This is a genomic window from Rhodococcus sp. BP-241 (genome assembly GCF_019836145.1).
In the GTDB taxonomy this organism is placed as follows: domain Bacteria; phylum Actinomycetota; class Actinomycetes; order Mycobacteriales; family Mycobacteriaceae; genus Rhodococcoides.
In genome coordinates this window covers 420,637-439,517 of record NZ_JABUEI010000002.1, presented here as the reverse complement: position 1 = coordinate 439,517, position 18,881 = coordinate 420,637, and the positions used below count along the sequence as shown (strand labels likewise).

Genomic DNA, 18,881 nt, shown 5'->3' with positions numbered 1-18,881 from the left:
AGGCAGGTCATCCGCCGATCGATTCAGGACAGGTCATAGCGCCGCGCTACAGCTCGTTGCTGAATATAGAAGGAGTCTCCGCAAAACTGCCTTCAGTGACCTACAAGCCATCCGACGAATCGACTGCACGGCGCGAGTTCGAACGGCGACAAGCACGCGTTCAACGCAAGCTCGGACTCGAACCGGGCGTTCGTTCTTTCGGGTTTCATCGGGTTCCAGATGCACCGTTGTCAGCAGTCCAGAAAATCGCCATCAATGCAATGCCGTGGTACGACCTTCCGCAAGTGAAGCGGTACATGCAGGAGGAAGGAACTCGAGCCGCGATTCTTCGATCGATCCTCGACAACCTGCCCGCTACAGGAGACATCCTCCTCATCGGTCACAGCCTCGGAAGCGTCGTCGCGATCGACCTCTTGGACAATCTTCACCCCGGGATTCGAGTCCGTCGCTTCATCACCATAGGTAGCCCCGCAAGTTCGCAAGCGCTGCACGAGAACAGCGATCGGCTGCTGAAGAAGTTCCCGTATCAGCGGGTGGACGACTGGACCAACTTTCTCGACACAAGGGACGTCGTCACAGGTGGCCGCGGTCTCGCATCGACTTTCCCGGGCGCCCAGGATTTCACTGTTGATGTCGGAGGCCAACACGGCGCCGGCGTCTATCTCGGCCATCCCTCTGTTTCCGGCATCGTCGCGGACGTCCTCTTCCCATCCAAGAGTGTGGCATTGCGCGAACCGGGCGTGTCAGTTCGGCTGGCGGATCAGGAGGCCAAGATCCTCCTGTCACTGCATTACGGGCAGGCCGTTCAGCGTCACATCAAGGACAAGGACGCAGCGGCGAGATACGGCGACGCTCTCGGGGCGCAATTCGACGAAGTGGTCGCGCAGATCGAGTCGGTTGTCGGTAGCTCGGAACCTCTGATCGCACCAGAGATGGTCGAATTGCTGCGAGGAACCCTCCCCCAGCTGCCGCACCGTTGGGAATTGCACGAAGCGGTCGGCGAACTCGTCATCCTCGCAATGACAAACTTGGTCGAGCCTTACGAGATCTCGATCGATCGTGCGCCGAAAGACGCGCTCCCCGACATGGCTGTCGAACTGGGTTTCCTCCGCTCGACCGGGTCGAAGATCGGCGGGGCAATCGAGGACGTTCAGAGCTACATCAGCAAAAAGGGTGGGGTCCCGTGGGGGCGCGTCCTCACCGCGGCTGCCGGCGTAGCCATCGTGGCCGCGGGCCCGGTCGGCCTCATAGTGGCGGCTCCTGCTGGAGTGTTCGGTGCCGCGGCGCTGACCGGAGGCCTAGCAGCTCTGGGGCCCGGCGGGATGGTAGGCGGGCTCGCGATGCTGGGCGGCCTGGCAGGCACCGGTGCTGCAGTAGCCACCACCGCGGCCACTGTGGGCACAGGCCCCGCACAACCCATCGACGACTCCAACGCCCTGGTTCTGCGGGTTGCGGTCGAACACGCTCGGAAGCTCCTCGATCTCCGGCATGACGAGACACTGTGGTTCCTAATCACGGACTTAGAGACACACCTCTCCGCGCGAATCAACCGCCTCTCGGTCTACAGTGACCCGCGGTCGCCCACTCTGGAAGCTCTCCGTAGCGGCGTCCACACGGTGACCAGGCTCCTCGCGTTCATGATCGAAAACGGACTCGGACCGAAAGCGTTGATCACTGCCGAGACCGAGTCTGAACGCGCAGCGATGGGGGCGATCACGTCCTAGCCTTGCCTGGTGGTCAGGGGGGATCGGTATTATCGGAGTTGTTGTCGTGCCCGTGAGCCGACGGACCAGCGTGATAAACGGTTTCTCCGGTTTTAGTAGGATGCATGCAGTGCTCGGGTGTGCGCCGGTGCGGCCGCGGTGACCGCAGGTGTCCTGCTTGACACCTGCTGCACCCGCTGCCGGCAAAGGTTGAGCCTGGTTCCAGCAAGGGCGACGACGTGAAACCGGATCCATCACGGTGATCGCGTCGGGCACGGTGTTGGTGGCGGCGGACTTATAGCCGCCGAACCCCGTCTCGCCGGGTTCGAGCTCCGCCGGCCGCATCTGGCTTGGCCAGTTTCCGCGACGACAGGCGAGGGCAAGCGAACCTCGTAGTCACAGCGGCAGGGGCCGGCTCGACCAGTGGTTGCTAGTCGGGAACATCGTCGTCCATGTCAGCGGCCGTACGGATAACCGGATGCCAATCGCTGGTCCTGGCTCCTAATAGACAGTGATTTCGCACAGGTGGCTCAGCGCGTCAACAACCGGCGCCACTGCGGCTATTGACTCCGTGTCAGGTCGAATTTGCGACGCCGGCGCAAATCCATCGGCGCCAAACAGACCGCCTGGGGTGGCACGGCCTTTCGCCACGCCTGAACCAGAATTCACGGGAGCAGCGCTGCCGATGACACGAAGCCTAGATTTGTCCCGCAACTCGTGATGAAGCCGCGACCGATCGACCGCCGTTCAGTATCCGCTTGCTTTTCGCACGAGGTCGTCATCACGCCCGCACGTCCACCCATGGGACTCGAGCGCGCGCACAATCTCGGCCTCATCATCCGACTTCAGCTGCAGGAACTGGCCGTTGAATACGCTGTCCTCCACTGAACCGAACTCGTTTGTCACCGAACTCGGAATTTCCTGAATCATCAGGGCCGCCGGCCACGCGGGCCAGTCACCGTCGCTGACACCCGGAACTGCTTCGAGATCGAAGTCCTCCGAGTCCCTGGGCATGTCTTCTTCCGCGTCGGAAAAACGCGACTTGATGTCTTCCCATGGTTTGGCAGCCAGATTGGCTCTAGCTTCACCCCAGGTCGCGAAACCTGAACGGAGCGAGACGAGCTCGTCGGCTAGCTCACGACGGAGGAAGATGAGGGACCCGTCGACATCGCCATACACGTAGTTAGCTTTCACGAACAGACCTTCCCACGTTTACGGCCCGTCGGCTGCCGAATGGCGCCAAACTGTAGCCCATGCCGCTGAACGGAACCCGCCGCAAACTGGCGGCTGAGGTAGCGGCTCCCTCAGATCCCGAGTACTCAACTTCTCGGGGCGCATACCCGCGGCACACCATTCGGCGGCGGACTCCCGGAAATTGCGTGTCCAGATCGAACGCTGACGCCTACAACGCTCGTGCCTTCAGCGTGTCCGGTTCCCGTCCGATGTCGGACTGCCGTCGGACTGGTCTAGCCTGTAATGACTCACTAAGTAGGCGTGTCGGGTTGGCATCCGTACAGACGACCGTCGAGAAGAGTCGGAGGGCAGATGCGAGATCACGGACAGGCTAGGAATTTGTGCATTTTTGCGGGCGCAGCGCAATCACTGCACGTGCCCTACCATCTCGCCGCCGTCGGCGTCAATGACCTATACGAATCTCCCGTCCTTGGGGCGGGTTCACGCGGTAATTATGTCGTATCAAACAATCAAGGACTTTCAGCATATTGCCCACAGACCGAGGCGCGAAAGGCCTGCGTGTCGGCTCCCCTCACAGAAACTTATACCCTCGGTTGCAGACACCATCGAAGACGCACGTCCGTGCCTGGTTTAAGTGGATTGCTTAATCCAACTGCGAGGGGCGCGGCTTGAGAACTGCTGTCGATTGGTACGACGCTTCGCTCGTCGACGCCGCCCACGCGAACCTGAACCACGCATTCAGCTGTCCGCAATGCTTGAAGGACGCGATCCCAGCACGTGGGAAGATCAACGTCGCTCACTTCAGGCACGGCGACGCATCCCCAGGGTGTCCGGACTATCATCCCGGTCTCGGCGGCTCATCTTGGACCAGCAAAACAGACTCACGTCTGCAGCTCCGGGCCGCTGTCGATGGATCAAACTGGAACCTCTACCTCAAACTGCCTGACCTTACAGAAAAAGAGCTCTCGATGACATCCGTGACGGAGCTTCGCGGGCGGCAGATTGCGTTACAGCATCAGAACAGTGAGGTCTCATTCATCAACGCCCTTTGCCTTTGGCCGGGGGCGGGAACGACGACATTTCAGGTCAATCCGTCTCACCAAGTCCAACGCGTCTATACGGCAGGGGATTGGCCTCCGGGATCAGACCGCTGGACTCGAGTAGTGCAACAGCTACCGAACCGTGGAGCAGTGTTCGGTCAGGACCGCGGTGGCGACTATCTGATGTGCACCGGCACTAGACCACTGTATCTAGGTACGAACGCACTGTGGGTTTCGGCTATTTCAGCGAAACCACCGTCATTTCTTCGGCCTCAGAGGCTGAATCAACTCAACGGATTCACGGCGTGGGGGTTCGTCGTCACGCCTCAGATCGCCGTAGCGGCACGTCAGTGGCTGACGACGGCGGGTACCACGGTCACGGAGACGCAAGATCCAACGGAAGTACGCACGCCGCCAACGTCCTATCGAAACGACGACGTACACGTCATTCAATTCGACGACGAGCTCATCGTTGCGCCCTCAACAATTGCAGACGTTCTCGTTGCCGAGTCGAGCGGCATATTCGCAGCGTTACGTCTCAATTCGTCCGGCCAACTTGCACGAATCGTTGGCGGCTCCGAGGAGATCCGGATCAGGACCAAATCCGGCGACATCTTGAGAGTCGAGCGCGAACTAACTAAGTCCGACTTGAATTTGAGCACAGTGTGGTCCGTCGCAATCGGCACCGAGAATTATCCCCCGTACTCCAAGATAGAACTTGCCGAAATCAAGCACCTCCGGGTCAGAGCCGTCACTCATCTGCCACTTCAGTTTTCCGCAGTCGTCCGGCACCCCACGCAATTCTCTATGCGCGTGTCCAACGTCGATGCAGACCACCTCAGTTCCTGGCTGAAGAATATCCGCACCGATGCATTGAGTGTGGAAGTATCTGCCGGCAGTTTCGGAGTAATCCGTCTCGAGCGCACCAGCTTGCTCGTGGACCCCGTAAAAGATGAAGACCCTGAGCCGCCCGAGAAAATGATCACGCCTGAGGGCAGGCTCGAGTCGACACCTCCCGCTCACGCCGCTCCACAAGTGACGGCCGCCATTCAGCTCGCTCGACGCACACCAACAACAACTCAATGGCACCACGCTTATACAGCACTACAATATCGGGAACACCTCGGCCGACACGATTGGAATCGGCCCGAGACGGATTGGCGATGGAGAATTCAACGATGACTGCAAACGATGGCAAGCTAATTATTGGCAGACTTTCGGTGAAGAACCGCATGAACAAGCGCCTCGAACCACTTTTTGTTCTTAATGAGGACACCTGGGAGACAGCTGATCTCGATGACTTCAAGTCAAGCGCGCCCCTCAAGGTATCAAGTGAACTAAGCATCGAGAACAACGCGCTAGTTGCATCCGAACTCCTGAAACAGCCTAAGCTTCCCGGAAAACCCGAAAGCGTATACAAACTAGGTTCCGTGCGCCCGGCAGACATCGTGCTTACGCCGAAACTTCCTAGTAGCGCCGTCAACGCGATCGACAGCATCGGCGAGATCGCTCTTCCTCGCTGGATCAGCGAGTCTTCCGATGTCTATGTCAAACTAGAAGATGACACATTAATTGGTCCCTTTCGACAATTCCGCAAGCGACTTCGCGCACAGGCACCACAGCGACTCGAGCTTCGCCGAATGGCTGACATCAACGCGACCGAGTTCGATGGACATCTCGTTGCTTCTCGAATCAGTCGCGTGTCTCCGATCGGCCAGTTCGACGCTAGATCCGACGAAGAAATTGTCGAACTCGCTGCTGATTTTGCCGTCTCCACGCTATCGAACCTTGAAGTCAACGACACCCAGATCGAAGCCACCAAGGAGTCGCTCCGACAAGTCGGTGACTGGCTCGCTGACCAACATGGCGTCCACCAGGACTTCGGCCAGGAACAGATCGACCGGGCAATGACCGCATGTGACAACGCCGCGATCGCCCGTCGCGTGGCACAAGACGTCGCGACGAAGCTAGGAGGACTACCGGACGTCGTCCAGCTCTTGGACCAAGCAATCGAGGAGGGCCGCGCCAATGCCGAACGTGGTGAACATGTCAGGATCGTTGAACAGATCGCGCTGGAACGCCAACAACTCGACAGCTTGATCGAAAATAAGACAGCTGTCCAGAACGAACTCACGAAGTTACAGACCCAAACAAAGAAGGCTCGAGTCGCATTCGACACCGCTCAGCAATCAGCCACAATTCGTTCTGAGGAAGTTCGCGCCGATGTCGCCAAAGCGGTGGAAGAGATCATCGAAGGCAGCCGAGCCCGATTGACCTCCTCAATCATCGGACGGGCCCTGACCAGCAATTCACCGTCGCTCCATCCTTCACCGGGCCCCGAATCTGCACAGGACGTCTCCATCCCAGAGGTGTCCTCGACTCGTCTCACTAGCCCTGGCATGATCAACACGAAAATTCGACACTCAGCAACGAAACAAGGCTTGCAATCGATCGCGGTGCAGCGGATGGTTGCTGCATTTCGCGCCGGACTTATGCCGGTGGCACTGGGAAACGGTGGACCGATGACGATCACCGCAGCCGCTGCCGTCGCTTACAGTGGCCGGCTTGTCCGCATGTCCATCGCCCACGATTTTCTGCATCCGAACGATTTAGTCGGTCTGCACTCCGGAAAGACCGGAACGTTGCGCGCCAACCACCAAGTGCTGTCAACCGCATCAACAGCGGCTGAAGCCGGCGAGGTCGTCGTGATGTTCGAAGCAATCAACAACGCACCCACCGAGTCATACCTGATTCCGTGGCTGCAAAGCTGGCAGGCCGGGTATCCGTTGCATGGCATAGATGGTGGCAAGAACCTCAAGATCGCAGGAACGATCGCTACCGGCGTCACATCTGCCCGCATCAGCCCGGACTTGTGGGGACACGCTGTCGTCGTCGAGACGGCAGCACTTCCGAACCACAGCTCGGCTCGAGATCACTCGCATATCGATCTACCAATGCCCGAACAAGAAATGCCCGAGGTCACTCGCGACCTACTCGAAGACGTACGCTCCTATTGGCCGATCTCCGACGACGTCATCCAGGCAGGAGATCGGTTTGCATCAGCGCTCAGCGGCCTGCAACCCGAAGATCAGATTCCTCGCTCTGTCGCACTTTGCCTTCTGTTGCCTGCCGCGGCCACAGCACTCTCGGATATAGAGTACGCCGAATTCACAGACAGCATCGCAAGAAACTTGTCGATGAACGAAGACCTGGCCGTGCACTACTCCGGACTAGTACGGCGACTGAGAATGCGTCTCGGATGACCCCGTACGAACTCAGTCTCCAGCCAGTTAAAGAATCAGCCGCACGGGAGGCGATCGCGCGAGCTCTCGCGCTCCCGGATAAGGCCGATGACGAAACCCGTCGGTGCGAAATGCTCCGTGCAGTCACCTGGGCATCCACGTCTGCTGATACACCGGTATACATCGGAAAGTTACTGAATCGCGCGGTTTCTGTAGACAAGTCGATCTACTCCACAACCCTGAACCAGTCCGATAGCGACCGACGCGCCGAACTCAGGAACCTACTCGATGTATTGGCCGACCTAGGTGATCTGGCGGAACTCGCCAATGGGTATTGGGTCAGTGTCCCCGGCGTCGTTGTAAAATCGGATAGGCGAGAACCTGAACTGCTGGTCAGCGGAATCCCCTTGCGACTACTTGACCGGGCCGCCCGCGATGGGGTGGCTTGTGCGGGCGCAACTCGGCAAATCATCGATCAGTCATTGCTCGACAACCTGGGGCTCCCACAGGTGGGGCTCTGGATGTGGGCGAACAAGCCCGAATCAACACTCTCAACTTGGACAGCAGAAATCATCGGGACAACGCCGATCGTTGATGGGCAACTCGATGACCTAGAGTTCTATCTCGCGGACAACGAACGGCGCTCCTTCATACAAGCGATCCGATGGAAGCCACCTGACAGAAGACTCACCGGTACATACTTGTACCGCCACACTGTGCTCCGACACTGGCGGGTCTACGGTTTGGCACGTGTAGCGGCTGGCGTAGTCACCGGGACGTGCGAAATCGGCCGCGATGACGCGCGCCGGCTCATGTATGGCTACGACCAGATCGCGAACAACCCAGTGAGGGCGACTTGGCGCGAGTCCGCTGACGGTGTATCCGAGGTCGTGCTTCACAACCCGATCCCCGCGCCGGAAATGCGCGCGCTCACTGCACTAGGCAGACGCCTGCCCGCGTCCAACTTCCAGTACCGGTTCGTCGCCACATCACATCGTTCGCAGATCAGACGGACACTCGAGGATTTAGGCATTCAAATCGATAAGGATGTAAAACATGGCTGAAGGTGACGTCGGCGCGACTCAGATCGCACGCCAAGTCCGAGCGAGTTTCCAGCGCTCCATCGAAACGAACTCACCAATTGATAACCTCGACCTAGCCGAACGCCGCAAAGCGCTGCTCGAGCGGCCGGGCGTGATAGCGCAAACTCCGCACGTTGAAATCACACCTTCCTACATGTACGGCCCCGACTTTTCCGAGCTCAGAGTCCCCCAACCCGTGAAACAAGTCCTTACCGACTTGCAGGATTTCTCGCCTGGAGTCGGGATATACCCGCCATACCGTCACCAAACCGAGGCACTCGAACATTTTTTCAGCTCTGATTCACCCTCCGACCTCATTGTGGCGACTGGTACGGGATCAGGGAAAACTGAGACTTTCTTGTATTCGATTCTTGGCATGCTTGCATGCGAAGCGGATCGTCCGAGCATGGAACAGAGCGGCGTTCGCGCTCTCCTCCTTTACCCCCTCAATGCTCTAGTCAGTGATCAAACAGCACGCCTTCGAAAACTGTTCGGTGACGAGCGCGTCGCTCGATACTTTCGAAGCCGCGGCGGCCGGCATCCACACTTCGGGATGTATACTGGACGCACACCCTATCCAAATCTTCGCACGAACGAACGCGACAAAAGACGACTGTCCGAGCTGGTCAATTATTATCGCCAACTCGACGAATCCGACAGCAAGCTAGCCCAGGAGCTGAAGGAGCGCGGGCGCTGGCCTTCCAAGGATCTCACAGGATTCTCCAAGCCTGGTCGAGATCAATACGCGACAGGACCACACGATCGTGAGCTCTTGACGCGTCACGAAATGCAGCAGTCGGCACCTGACATTCTCGTGACCAACTACTCGATGCTCGAGTACATGCTGCTCCGTCCGATCGAGCGGCCGATTTTCGACCAGACCCGGGCTTGGTTGGAAGCAGACGAGCGGAATGAACTTCTTCTCGTGCTCGATGAGGCGCATATGTATCGGGGTGCGACTGGAGCCGAAGTTGGACTTCTCATACGTCGTCTCGGTGCGCGCCTCGGAATAGATCGTGACCGAATCAGATGCATCCTCACGAGTGCGAGCCTGCAGTCCGACGGAGGTGAAGCGAGCGCGATTCGCTTCGCCCACGCGCTCACTGGGGAATCGGCTATCCGGGACTTCTCCGTCATCCGCGGCACCATCGAACCAGTAAATGCAACGAAGCGTGCTTCTGTGGCAGAAGCCGAAATGCTCTCTTCCGTCGACGGATCCGCATTGGCTCTGGCCACGTCAGCGAAGGACGTCAAGCACGCTCTTGGAAACTTCGTCACCCAGGTCGACATCGACGAAAACGGCACGTTGCAGGATGCTAGGCAGTCGTTAGGCCGGACACTAGCCAGCTTCGGACCAGCAAACATGGTGATTTCAGAGTGCTCCGGTAGTGCGACAGAACTTCGTGAGCTGGCCCGCGTAGTAGTACAAACAGACAATCTGGCGCTGCAACAGCGAGCGATCGACGGACTTCTGACGCTCGGGGCATTCGCTCGTCGTACACAGCCCGGTCGTGAGCACCAACCTGTCCTCCCGTCCCGCGTCCACATGATGTATCGGTCCGCGCCGACACTCTTCGGGTGCATCGACGACCACTGCACTGCAATTCCCCAAAGTCGAGAAGGGACCCTCCTAGGCCAAATCTACGACACGCCTCGCGTGCAATGCGACTGTGGAGGAAGGGTATACGAAATACTCACCCACAAAAGATGCGGGGCTGTGTACATCCGTGGCTATGAATCAACCGAGGTCGGGGGGTTCCTTTGGCACGAGCCCGGCGGACGACTCGGCGGCGGAAAACCGTTGAAGGAAGTCAAGCTTTTTCTCGGTGAGCCGCATTCCGCCTCCACTTCGCTCGTAAGTCCAATTGGGCTCGATGTAGCGACCGGTCGAATAGAACTACCAGACAAACTTGGTACAAGGCTGCTGTTTCGTGCACGCCCGCGAAACAAGTCTGCTGCGGAGCATTTTTCACGGTGCGTTCGATGTTTGGAGTCCGCCGAACGGGCAAATTACTCCACGCTCACCAACCTCGCGACAACCGGTGAATCCACATTCGCAGATCTTGTTCGTCAACAGTTCGCGACTCAACCAGCAGCGTTTCCGCGGACCCGACACCTACCCAATGGTGGGCGGAAGGTACTGGTCTTCTCGGACGGTCGCCAAAAAGCGGCTCGTTTGGCACGAGATCTTCCCCGAGATGTCGAGGACTCCACGATGCGCGAGACCTTGGTACTCGCAATTCGGGACCTAAAAGAAGCGCAGAATCGTTGGCCGACGCTATCCGAGCTGTACGCCGGCTTCATCGGGGTGTGCGAACGCGAGGACTTGACATTCTTCGACGCCGAAGACCAGCTCCGGCTAAGCAGGGACCGAAACGAATTTGCTCGAAACTATGATGGCGATCTGGCAAGCGCGATCGACTTCGAATGGCAGCCAAACGCTTCGATTTCTTTTCGACTATCAGTGCTTCGCCAACTATGTCACGAGACGAGATCGCTCACCGCAGCGAATGCAGTGCAGCTAGCACCAACAGTGAAAGCACGAGACCTGATCCTCAGGCAACGTGAAAGACGCAACGTTCTCCTCAGTGATTTGCAGATCGACGAGATCGTGTCGGCGTGGGTCGGGCAGATGCTTAGTCGGGGAGCGCTCGATTCGCGCCTGCCCAGCACCTCTCGCCGGCAGGTATTTCCGTATTATCAAGAAGTCAGACGGATGGATGCTTTAAAGTCATTTTTTGACGAAATTGGTACAAGGTCTCGCCAGCCGTACGAACAACTTCGGGAACTGCTTTTCGGGGTATTGGCAAAATCCACTGAGACAGATAGTGTGGCTGCAGATACGTTGGATCCTGCTCGCTTTCAGATAAAGCTCGCCTTGAACGAAACGTGGGTACGCTGCGTCGAGTGCGGTTCGGTCTTCCCAATGGGCCTGCTCGGAAAGTGCATTAACTACCGTTGCAATTCCGCGAACCTTGAAAAGTGCGATCCGCTGCATCCGTCGGCGTGGGCACCGAAGAATCATCTGCGCACCCCACTATTCGAAGTTCTCGATGGACGAGCCCCAATGCATATCAACGCTGAAGAACACACTGCCCAGTTGTCGCAGCGCGATGACTCGATAGCTTTCGCTACGACCGAGAAGTTTGAACTTCGATTCCAGAACGTCGATCTCGGTGACGGTGCCCCCGTCGTCGACGTTCTGAGCTGCACAACCACGATGGAAGTCGGTATCGACATCGGTTCACTGACCGCTGTCGCCCTTCGGACCATGCCGCCGATGCGCGAGAACTATCAACAGCGAGCCGGGCGTGCCGGCAGACGGGGTAGCGCCGTTTCTACGGTCCTCACCTACTCCGACGGAGCACCTCATGACGGCTACTACTTCCAGCACCCGCATTGGATGATAAGCGGACCCGTGTCAGCTCTCCGCATCAAGGATGACAACCAGAAGCTCGCCAAGCGGCACGTCCATTCATACATCCTCCAAACTTTCTTTCACGAGAACATCGACGTCGCCGACCCCGGAGTTCAGGCAGGTGAGGTCATGGCTGCCTTCGGAGCAGCAGTAGACTTCTTCAAGGATTCCGATACTGCGCTGACGTATCGCAGTTTCAATGCTTGGACCCAACGGAACTTCGCCTCTCCCGAAGCTGTTGGAACAACACGGGTTGTTTCCTGGCTTCCTAACAATCTTCTAGGTGCCGGCCGTGAAACAGAACTCCCGGCTTATGTAGTCGCGACTGCGCAGGCCTTTCTGGAATCAGTAAAAGAGATCGGCAACTCGCATTTCACCGCACTTGAGGAAGGCAACCGGCCCACCACACTGCTTGAGGCATTATTTGACGCGGGCCTACTTCCGAAGTACGCATTCCCCACGGATGTGTGTTCTTTCTACATACAGGAGCGAAACGATAAGGGCCGAGTGATTGTCAAGGAACGACCTCAGCTCGCAAAGCTACAGGCCCTGAGCGAATACGCCCCCGGTAGAACTATCGTCGTGAACAAAAAGACATACCGAAGTGGTGGTATCTTTTTTCCGCCAACAGACCGTAAGCATCGGTTGGACCCCGCCACTCCGTACTTCGAGAAGGCGCTCGAACAACATATTGGATGTATACGCTGCCCATACGTTCGACTTGAGGATTCTTTGTCTAGCGAAGCCCAACTGCAGCCCTGTCCTGTGTGTGGCGGTCAATTAATCGCAAGAAGCCTGCTGTCGCCGAGTGGTTTTTATCCAGACGGCGGCCGACCTGTTGACGAAACCAACGAATCGCAGATCTACACGTCTGCCGGGAGCGCGCAGATGCCCGAATTCGTAGATCGGTCGAAGCTTCAATGGAGCGCAAACGCAGGTATAAACTTCCGCACGTGCTTTCATCGGGACGTCGAGCTGATTGTTGTCAACCGCGGCGACGATGACGACGGTTTCGGTGTCTGCGAAAAATGTGGTTCAGCATGGCCCAACGAGACGATACCCTCAGATGGGTCACATAGGGTCCCGTTCTTGCAGCCGCCCACTGCCCGTGGGACATGCAGTGGCCAGATTCGCAAGAAACTGTTCCTGTCCCACCAGTTCAGGACGGACACACTGCTTCTGCAGATCACTAGCAAGACCCCCGTAGACCTCCAGCCGACCCGTCCTTGGGTGAATGATGCGCTTCTCACTCTTTCTGAGGCGTTTGCGCTTGCTGCGACAATTCACCTCGATGTGGATCATAACGAAATCAGCGCTGGATACTCTCATCGGACGTCTCCAGACGCTGACACTTCGGTTGCCGAGATTTTTCTCTACGACACCGCGGCCGGCGGCGCTGGCTACTCGGCCGATGCGGGCCGCGAAATTCTTGGAGTAATTGACCAAGTGCGTAGACTGTTGGCAGAATGCCCGGCTAATTGCACTCAGTCGTGCACTCGGTGCCTGCGACACTACCGCAACCGCTTCATACATAGCCGCCTGGATCGGCACTTAGCCCTAAATCTTTTCAACTATGCCATTGATGCAACTCTTCCGGGGCTATTACGGCCCGAGAAGCAGGCAGAACTACTTGCGCCTCTGAAAAGATTCTTCGAACTGGACGGCTGGTCGGCAGCCGCAGATCGAACGAACAAACGCCCCTTAGTTATCTCAAAAGATACTTCAAAATTTGTTGTAGGCGTGTATCCGAGCCTGCTCGATCAAGGTTACGCAAAGATAAAGATGGCATTGGCTCCTCGACCTGGGGAACGTGCTGTGGCCATTCCGGATTTCGCGATTGTCCGCGACTTGCCCGCGGTGTATCGGAACATTATTCGCGGTACGTCTATCGGATGACCGGGTGGCAAACTTGCCGAAGTGGCACAGGTCCAGTGTGGTCGATTGGTCCGGACAAGAAACCGAGACTTGAGGGTGAACGGGCTGCAAGCTCGCCGTGCGGGTTGTCGTCACACAGACGACAGCATCAGCGAATATCACTAGTTCGACATCGCGCGCCGTACCTCTCTGGTTCAGACTCCCAACCGTCGTGCCAAATCTAGCCCGCCCACCTCCCGGATGAACTCCGGATCTCCACACACTACAAGTTGGTCTCGCGGCCTCGACAACCCGACATAAAGCCGCTCTCTCGTGCGCTCACGGCTAACGGTTTCGTTGACTGCCAGCACCACCGCACGACGCTCGAGACCTTTGAACCCGAGCACGTGGCCGTAGAACACCTGCTCGGTGTCCCAGAAACTGTCCCAGTACGCCACATGGCCCTCGCCCTGCCGTGACACCTGCTCCGGGTGACGACTGCCCGTCGTCAACATCGCCAGATCCTCCGGCCGCCACCCCGCGTCGAGGAGCGCGTCGATCTGATCGTCCGCACGATCGAGAGCGTCGGCGGCCGTGCACGGCACCATCGTGACCTCGGGCCCCTCCCCACCGAGCAGACGCATGCGCTGTCCGGCAAGAGAGGTGAAGCACAACGCGATCTGTCGGGTGTTGCGAAGGTTGTGGTCGAGGACGATCGGGACGAGTTGCAACGGTGGCGTCCCCTGCCGATCGAAGACACGTTGTGCTTCGTCGCTGAACACATAAATTCCACCCTGATCCGGCTCACGAAGCGATTCCACAACCGGCCGCCACCACGCGTCCGCGAAATCCTGGGCCTCGTCGATCACCACCGAATCGAACCGATTCCGCCACTCCAAGCTACGAGCGAGGCCCGCCATCTGATCAGGGAGATCCTGCTCCCAGAACCGCACACTCGCCGCCGTGCGCACCGACTCGTCTGGACCACGCGCAGCACCCCACTCGATCCCCAACGAATGGAACTCGCCCACGTACGCCGGCTGTTCCTTGCGGGGCCACGTCGACGTCAGTCGGCGCAAGTACGAGGCGAGACCATGCGAATAGCAGACCAACGCGACCCGCTCACCCGATCTAGACAGGCGTCGAGCCTGCTCGACAGCGAGGAAAGTCTTTCCGGTTCCGGCCCCGCCACGGACCTCGACGCGGTTCAGTAAGCGGATGGCGCCGAGGATAATGGATTGCTGAGAGGTCAGTGCGTCCACGTCGTCCTCGTGGGCGATCGCTCGAGCCAACACAGTGGCCTGCGGTAACCCCCGTCCGCTCAGGGCAGCCGACAACTGCTCCACGCCTGCGGGACCCATTGGACGACCCGACTCCTTGCCGGTCAGAACGTCACGCAGCAGGGAGACCAACGAGCTCAACTGTGTCCGGTCGATCGCGCGCCACCGAGGGCAGTCGGGCCGTGCGAAGTCCGCCGGTAGCTCGGTGTTCGGGAAGACGACGACGTGGTCCCACAGAACGCGACCCTGAGTCCAGCGCGGATCGTTCTCGACGTAGGCGCGCAGTGCATAGCTCGAGCCCAGAACCTGGTTGACTGGATCGATGGGTACGTCTCCCTCGCGGCGGCGCTGCAACCACGTACGGCCGTCGTGCGAGATCTGCCCGCCCTTGACCTCGAGACATACCACACCGAGTCCGTCGAGACCGACAACGAAGTCTATTTCGTGGTCCTTGGCGCGGTCCGTGACGCGTTGATTCGCTGCGACGAAGTCGTTCTCGTCCAGTTGTTCAGTCAGTGCATCCCAAACGGCACGCTCGGCGTCGTTGACGAACTGCGGATTCTCCAAGTTGCGCAGGTGCATCGATTCACAGTGCCATAGGGATCGACTGTACGTCGCGGTTGTAAAGGTAGTGGAACGATTCCGGCCGCAGGTACACACCACGGTGTCGTGGCTGAGCGAAGTTATCGGCGGCCTCCTTACTGACGAGTGTGTCCCGTACTCGCTTTTCGCGAACCACTCTCGCGAGTTGTCAGTTTGATTCCTGCGAGTGTTGCCCATCTAAAACCTTGACGATCGCCTGCTAGGTCCGAGGATCGCTGTAGACCAGGGGGCACGACAAGACAGGGCCGAACGCAGCCATGGCCCTGTCTTGTCACCGCGGCGGAAGGTTAGCTCGGCGACAACGCGGACATTAGCTTCGCCACGTGTGGTAGCGATCCGGCCAGGCCACGGTCGTGGGCGGGGTTACGGCAATTCACCGTGTACTACCTCGTTGCGGCCTTCACGGAGGGAAGCTACGACGCTCGATGTCACCGCCTCAACGCGACGGAGCCACCAAGCCTCAGACTGCGCCCAGCGCTTCGGTATGCAGCAAAGTCGAGTGATACCTCCCGTACGACGACCGACCTCCTCGCACCGAATCAACCAGCACCGCCGACGCGGGCGACCACGGCAGATCGTTGACAACGCTTCGCAGAGGCCAACTCAGGGAGATGTCATCGCCGGCGGCGGCCAAGTAACCGACCGTCGTGAACGTAATTCCAGGGTTGTCCGCCACGAGCTCGTCAATCGATCGACCTGCCTGAACTTCGAGGGCGGAGCGCGAAACTACCGCCGTTCCAACGAGCTCCGCTGTCGGTCCATTCACATCGCGGACGATGTAGGCGACCTCCATCGCACCGACATTGACGGTGAACATGCGGCGGCGTCCTGGCCCGGCCTTCGTCGCCGGGAGGCAGGTAAGACCCCAACTCGTCCCAGCGTCCGACGACGAATCGGGAATCGACGCCGCAATGAACTCGCCCAACCACCGGAGTGCTCGACCATCGATGTCGAGGTCGTGGAATCTCTCGAGCTTGTGTTTCGCCGAGGAGCTGGTCCGATTCTTGGGCGGTATCGACGACTGCATCTCCATCGGCAACTGGCTCCAGCTGGTCAACCTCCTCCAGCGACGGTTCACTCATCTTCGTTGACGGAGCCGGATCGGACCGCACCTGCGATGACAAGACCGCAGCTGCTGCGAGCTGTGGACAGTGCGACGGCTTGTAGCCGGACTGCCGCTTACGCATCACCGCCAGCGCGTGATGCGCGGCAGCATCGGCCACACCGGGAATCGCGAGCGCCGTTGCGAGGTAGGAAACATCGCCTACCTTGATGGTGCGCTCGTTGACACCCGCGGACTTGTGGGCCGATGGCCCAAGCCAAACGCCCGGGGCCAGCTTGCGCCACTGATTTCGGCTTCGAAGAAAGCGTTTGGGGATCCGGCTGCCGTCGACGAACATTCTTACTTCCAGGTGGTCCGACGCCGGCGGGTTCCAGATATACAACGTCTCCAGCATGGCCATCGACACACACGCGAACCGAGAACTCGACGACCCCGGGAAACAGCTGACAGTCCAGTAGGTCCCCTCGGTTCGTGCCGGGAACGGGACACAGCTGCTCAAGTATGCGCTCACAGCGTCCACGATGGCGTCACTGCGTAGATGCTGCTCCAATTGGTTGAACGACGAAAGATGAGCTGCACGTTGAGTAGCCGTGTACTCGGGTGCTGCGACAGTATCGGCTGCATTCACGGCGACTGGATCGAGAAGCCATTGTGCTTGGTCGTCCGGCGCCACGACCGAGTCGAACACGCTCTCTCCGGTAAGCGTCATCGCATGTTCGCGATTTCGAAGCGTGAAGCCGGCCTTCTGCGCACTGTGTACGAGGCTGCGCGTCTGAAATATCGGTGACGTGGTCGTTCCCAGGTCAATCGATACCACCGTGCACCTGCATGAATTCCTTCGCGACGAACGATGCGCGCTCGCGATGCCAACACCCCCGCGCGATTTTTCCACAATCGGTGGTGCGCGTCGTCGCCTTTGACAGCCCTCTCCACATCGAGTGCTCTATGTGGAGAGGGCTGTCACCGTCCCGCCCGCCGTCGATCCCCCTCCAAAAACCCGTCCACCTGCTGCATCCCGTGCGCACGCTTCCGATCCTGGTAGTCCACCACCGCCGAGAACGCCGCGCTCACACCCACCGACGAGGCGTCGTAGGTCAGCGACTTATCGGCCTTGAAGCCCATCTGCGAGCCCGTATCTACCGCGTCCATGTTGGCTCCCAGGAACACGAAGTCCCACTCGTACTGCGATTCCTGCTGCTCGATCAACTCGCGAACCGCCTGGTTCGACCACTCCCGACTCGAATTCTCCTGTCCGTCGGTCATCACCAGCACGGTGACCGATCCCGGCCGTTCTTCCTCGGGTAGGGCCGCAAGCGACGAGCCGATCTCGGTGACGAACTTCCCCACCGCGTCGTACAACGCCGTCATTCCGCGGGGCACCAAGTACAGGGGAGGGACCTGGTCGATCGGTGTCGAGTCGTAGACCATCGCGTACTGATCATCGAACTGCGCCAGCGTCACGACGGTTGTGCCGTCGTGACCACGCTCGGCGTCGATGAAGGCGTCGAAGCCACCGCGGGTGTCGTCGGCGATGGACGACATCGAACCGGAACGGTCGAGTAGAGCTGCAACGAGGGACAAAGAAGGATCTGGCATGGGAACTCCTGACGTGGTGACGGATAGGTGAACTGAGGATCAGGTGACGGAGACGGTGACGCCGCCGGAGAACAACGAGTCGTGAAGCTCGATCTCCGACGGTGCGGTGCCCGCCGGCACGTCGTAGACGAGTGTCGCGACGAGCGAGTTGCCCGGATTGATCTGCGAGAAGCCGAGATTCGGGTCGTTGGTCACCGTCGCGAGGGTGTCGGTCGAGTACTCGCGCCCCTGCCCGTCGAGTAGCTTCTGCGACGATGTGTCGAACAGCTGCTGCTCGTTGCCGATGTTCGCGACATTCAGGGTGACCAGGACATACTCGCCCTGCGGCGTCTGCGACGTGTACTGATCCCCCACACTGGCGACGCCACGCTCGACGTTCTGCACGGTGAACTCGAACTTGCCGTCCCTCACCGCAGCACCGATTCCCGGTGCCGACTCCTCGGCCGGCGCACTGCTGCCCTCCGTTGCGGCCTGCGAGGAGGACGTGGTGCCGCTCGTCGACGAGTCCTGTCCTCCGCTCGCCAGATTGACGCCGACCGCGATGACGACGACCGCACCGATCGCCGTGAGGATCTTGTGCCGCAGGAACCAGTTCTTCTTGGTCGGCGGCTGCTGTGGCTGCGCGTACGGGTTCTGGGGAGGCTGAGTCATGGCGATTCCTTTCGGTGGTGCCGGCACCGGTCGGTGCGTCCCACCAACAACACCGCAGTGACCCCGTCGGGCACCTCGTCGATTCGGCCGGTCTCACTCCTCCTTTCGGTCGGCATTCGCGACCGAAGAACGGAGGCTCATGTCGGACCATGGCC

The 18,881-nt window shown here is 59.1% G+C and carries 10 protein-coding genes and 1 pseudogene; 5 read left to right on the top strand and 6 right to left on the bottom strand.

Annotated elements, in window-relative coordinates; all coding sequences use genetic code 11:
• Positions 1-95: 95 nt before the first annotated feature.
• Positions 96-1,724: a hypothetical protein gene (locus tag HQ308_RS05360; RefSeq protein WP_308115697.1), complete on the top strand. Its 1,629-nt coding sequence runs from the start codon at positions 96-98 to the stop codon at positions 1,722-1,724.
• Positions 1,725-1,847: 123 nt separating this feature from the next.
• Here the strand turns inward: HQ308_RS05360 and HQ308_RS22435 are convergent.
• Both HQ308_RS22435 and HQ308_RS05355 read right to left on the bottom strand, forming a co-directional pair.
• Positions 1,848-2,015, bottom strand: a pseudogene (locus tag HQ308_RS22435) (transposase); the annotation flags it as partial.
• Positions 2,016-2,450: 435 nt separating this feature from the next.
• Complete coding sequence (locus tag HQ308_RS05355; protein ID WP_222645744.1) at positions 2,451-2,897, bottom strand: hypothetical protein; 447 nt, start codon at positions 2,895-2,897, stop codon at positions 2,451-2,453.
• Positions 2,898-3,865: 968 nt separating this feature from the next.
• Here HQ308_RS05355 and HQ308_RS05350 point away from each other — a divergent pair.
• From HQ308_RS05350 to HQ308_RS05335, 4 genes are read left to right on the top strand one after another with little or no spacing between them, the layout of a single operon-like run.
• Complete coding sequence (locus tag HQ308_RS05350) at positions 3,866-5,119, top strand: hypothetical protein (protein ID WP_222645742.1); 1,254 nt, start codon at positions 3,866-3,868, stop codon at positions 5,117-5,119.
• Complete coding sequence (locus tag HQ308_RS05345) at positions 5,116-7,200, top strand: hypothetical protein (RefSeq protein WP_222645740.1); 2,085 nt, start codon at positions 5,116-5,118, stop codon at positions 7,198-7,200. The genes HQ308_RS05350 and HQ308_RS05345 overlap by 4 nt, the downstream gene beginning before the upstream one ends.
• Entirely contained in the window at positions 7,197-8,243 is a 1,047-nt protein-coding gene (locus tag HQ308_RS05340; RefSeq protein ID WP_222645737.1) for a hypothetical protein, read from the top strand. The genes HQ308_RS05345 and HQ308_RS05340 overlap by 4 nt, the downstream gene beginning before the upstream one ends.
• Entirely contained in the window at positions 8,236-13,575 is a 5,340-nt protein-coding gene (locus tag HQ308_RS05335; protein ID WP_222645734.1) for a DEAD/DEAH box helicase, read from the top strand. Before HQ308_RS05340 ends, HQ308_RS05335 begins: the two co-directional genes overlap by 8 nt.
• Before the next feature lie 173 nt (positions 13,576-13,748).
• Here the strand turns inward: HQ308_RS05335 and HQ308_RS05330 are convergent, their stop codons facing one another.
• From HQ308_RS05330 to HQ308_RS05315, 4 genes are all read right to left on the bottom strand, one after another.
• Positions 13,749-15,395, bottom strand: a complete 1,647-nt coding sequence (locus HQ308_RS05330) for a nuclease-related domain-containing DEAD/DEAH box helicase (RefSeq protein ID WP_222645956.1) — start codon at positions 15,393-15,395, stop codon at positions 13,749-13,751.
• A gap of 481 nt (positions 15,396-15,876) precedes the next feature.
• Positions 15,877-16,449: a hypothetical protein gene (locus HQ308_RS05325; RefSeq protein WP_222645731.1), complete on the bottom strand. Its 573-nt coding sequence runs from the start codon at positions 16,447-16,449 to the stop codon at positions 15,877-15,879.
• Positions 16,450-17,439: 990 nt separating this feature from the next.
• Positions 17,440-18,075: a VWA domain-containing protein gene (locus tag HQ308_RS05320; RefSeq protein ID WP_222645727.1), complete on the bottom strand. Its 636-nt coding sequence runs from the start codon at positions 18,073-18,075 to the stop codon at positions 17,440-17,442.
• A gap of 39 nt (positions 18,076-18,114) precedes the next feature.
• Positions 18,115-18,726 carry a DUF4352 domain-containing protein gene (locus HQ308_RS05315; RefSeq protein ID WP_222645723.1) on the bottom strand — a complete coding sequence of 204 codons (612 nt, stop codon included), beginning with the start codon at positions 18,724-18,726 and terminating at the stop codon, positions 18,115-18,117.
• Between the last annotated feature and the right edge of the window lie 155 nt (positions 18,727-18,881).

Excerpts from the sequence above, each read along its gene's own strand:
- HQ308_RS05320 (WP_222645727.1), bottom strand. The coding sequence starts at position 18,075 with ATGCCAGATCCTTCTTTGTCCCTCGTTGCAGCTCTACTCGACCGTTCC.
- HQ308_RS05335 (WP_222645734.1), top strand. The coding sequence starts at position 8,236 with ATGGCTGAAGGTGACGTCGGCGCGACTCAGATCGCACGCCAAGTCCGA.
- HQ308_RS05330 (WP_222645956.1), bottom strand. The coding sequence starts at position 15,395 with ATGCACCTGCGCAACTTGGAGAATCCGCAGTTCGTCAACGACGCCGAG.
- HQ308_RS05315 (WP_222645723.1), bottom strand. The coding sequence starts at position 18,726 with ATGACTCAGCCTCCCCAGAACCCGTACGCGCAGCCACAGCAGCCGCCG.
- HQ308_RS05345 (WP_222645740.1), top strand. The coding sequence starts at position 5,116 with ATGACTGCAAACGATGGCAAGCTAATTATTGGCAGACTTTCGGTGAAG.
- HQ308_RS05340 (WP_222645737.1), top strand. The coding sequence starts at position 7,197 with ATGACCCCGTACGAACTCAGTCTCCAGCCAGTTAAAGAATCAGCCGCA.
- HQ308_RS05350 (WP_222645742.1), top strand. The coding sequence starts at position 3,866 with ATGACATCCGTGACGGAGCTTCGCGGGCGGCAGATTGCGTTACAGCAT.
- HQ308_RS05325 (WP_222645731.1), bottom strand. The coding sequence starts at position 16,449 with ATGGAGATGCAGTCGTCGATACCGCCCAAGAATCGGACCAGCTCCTCG.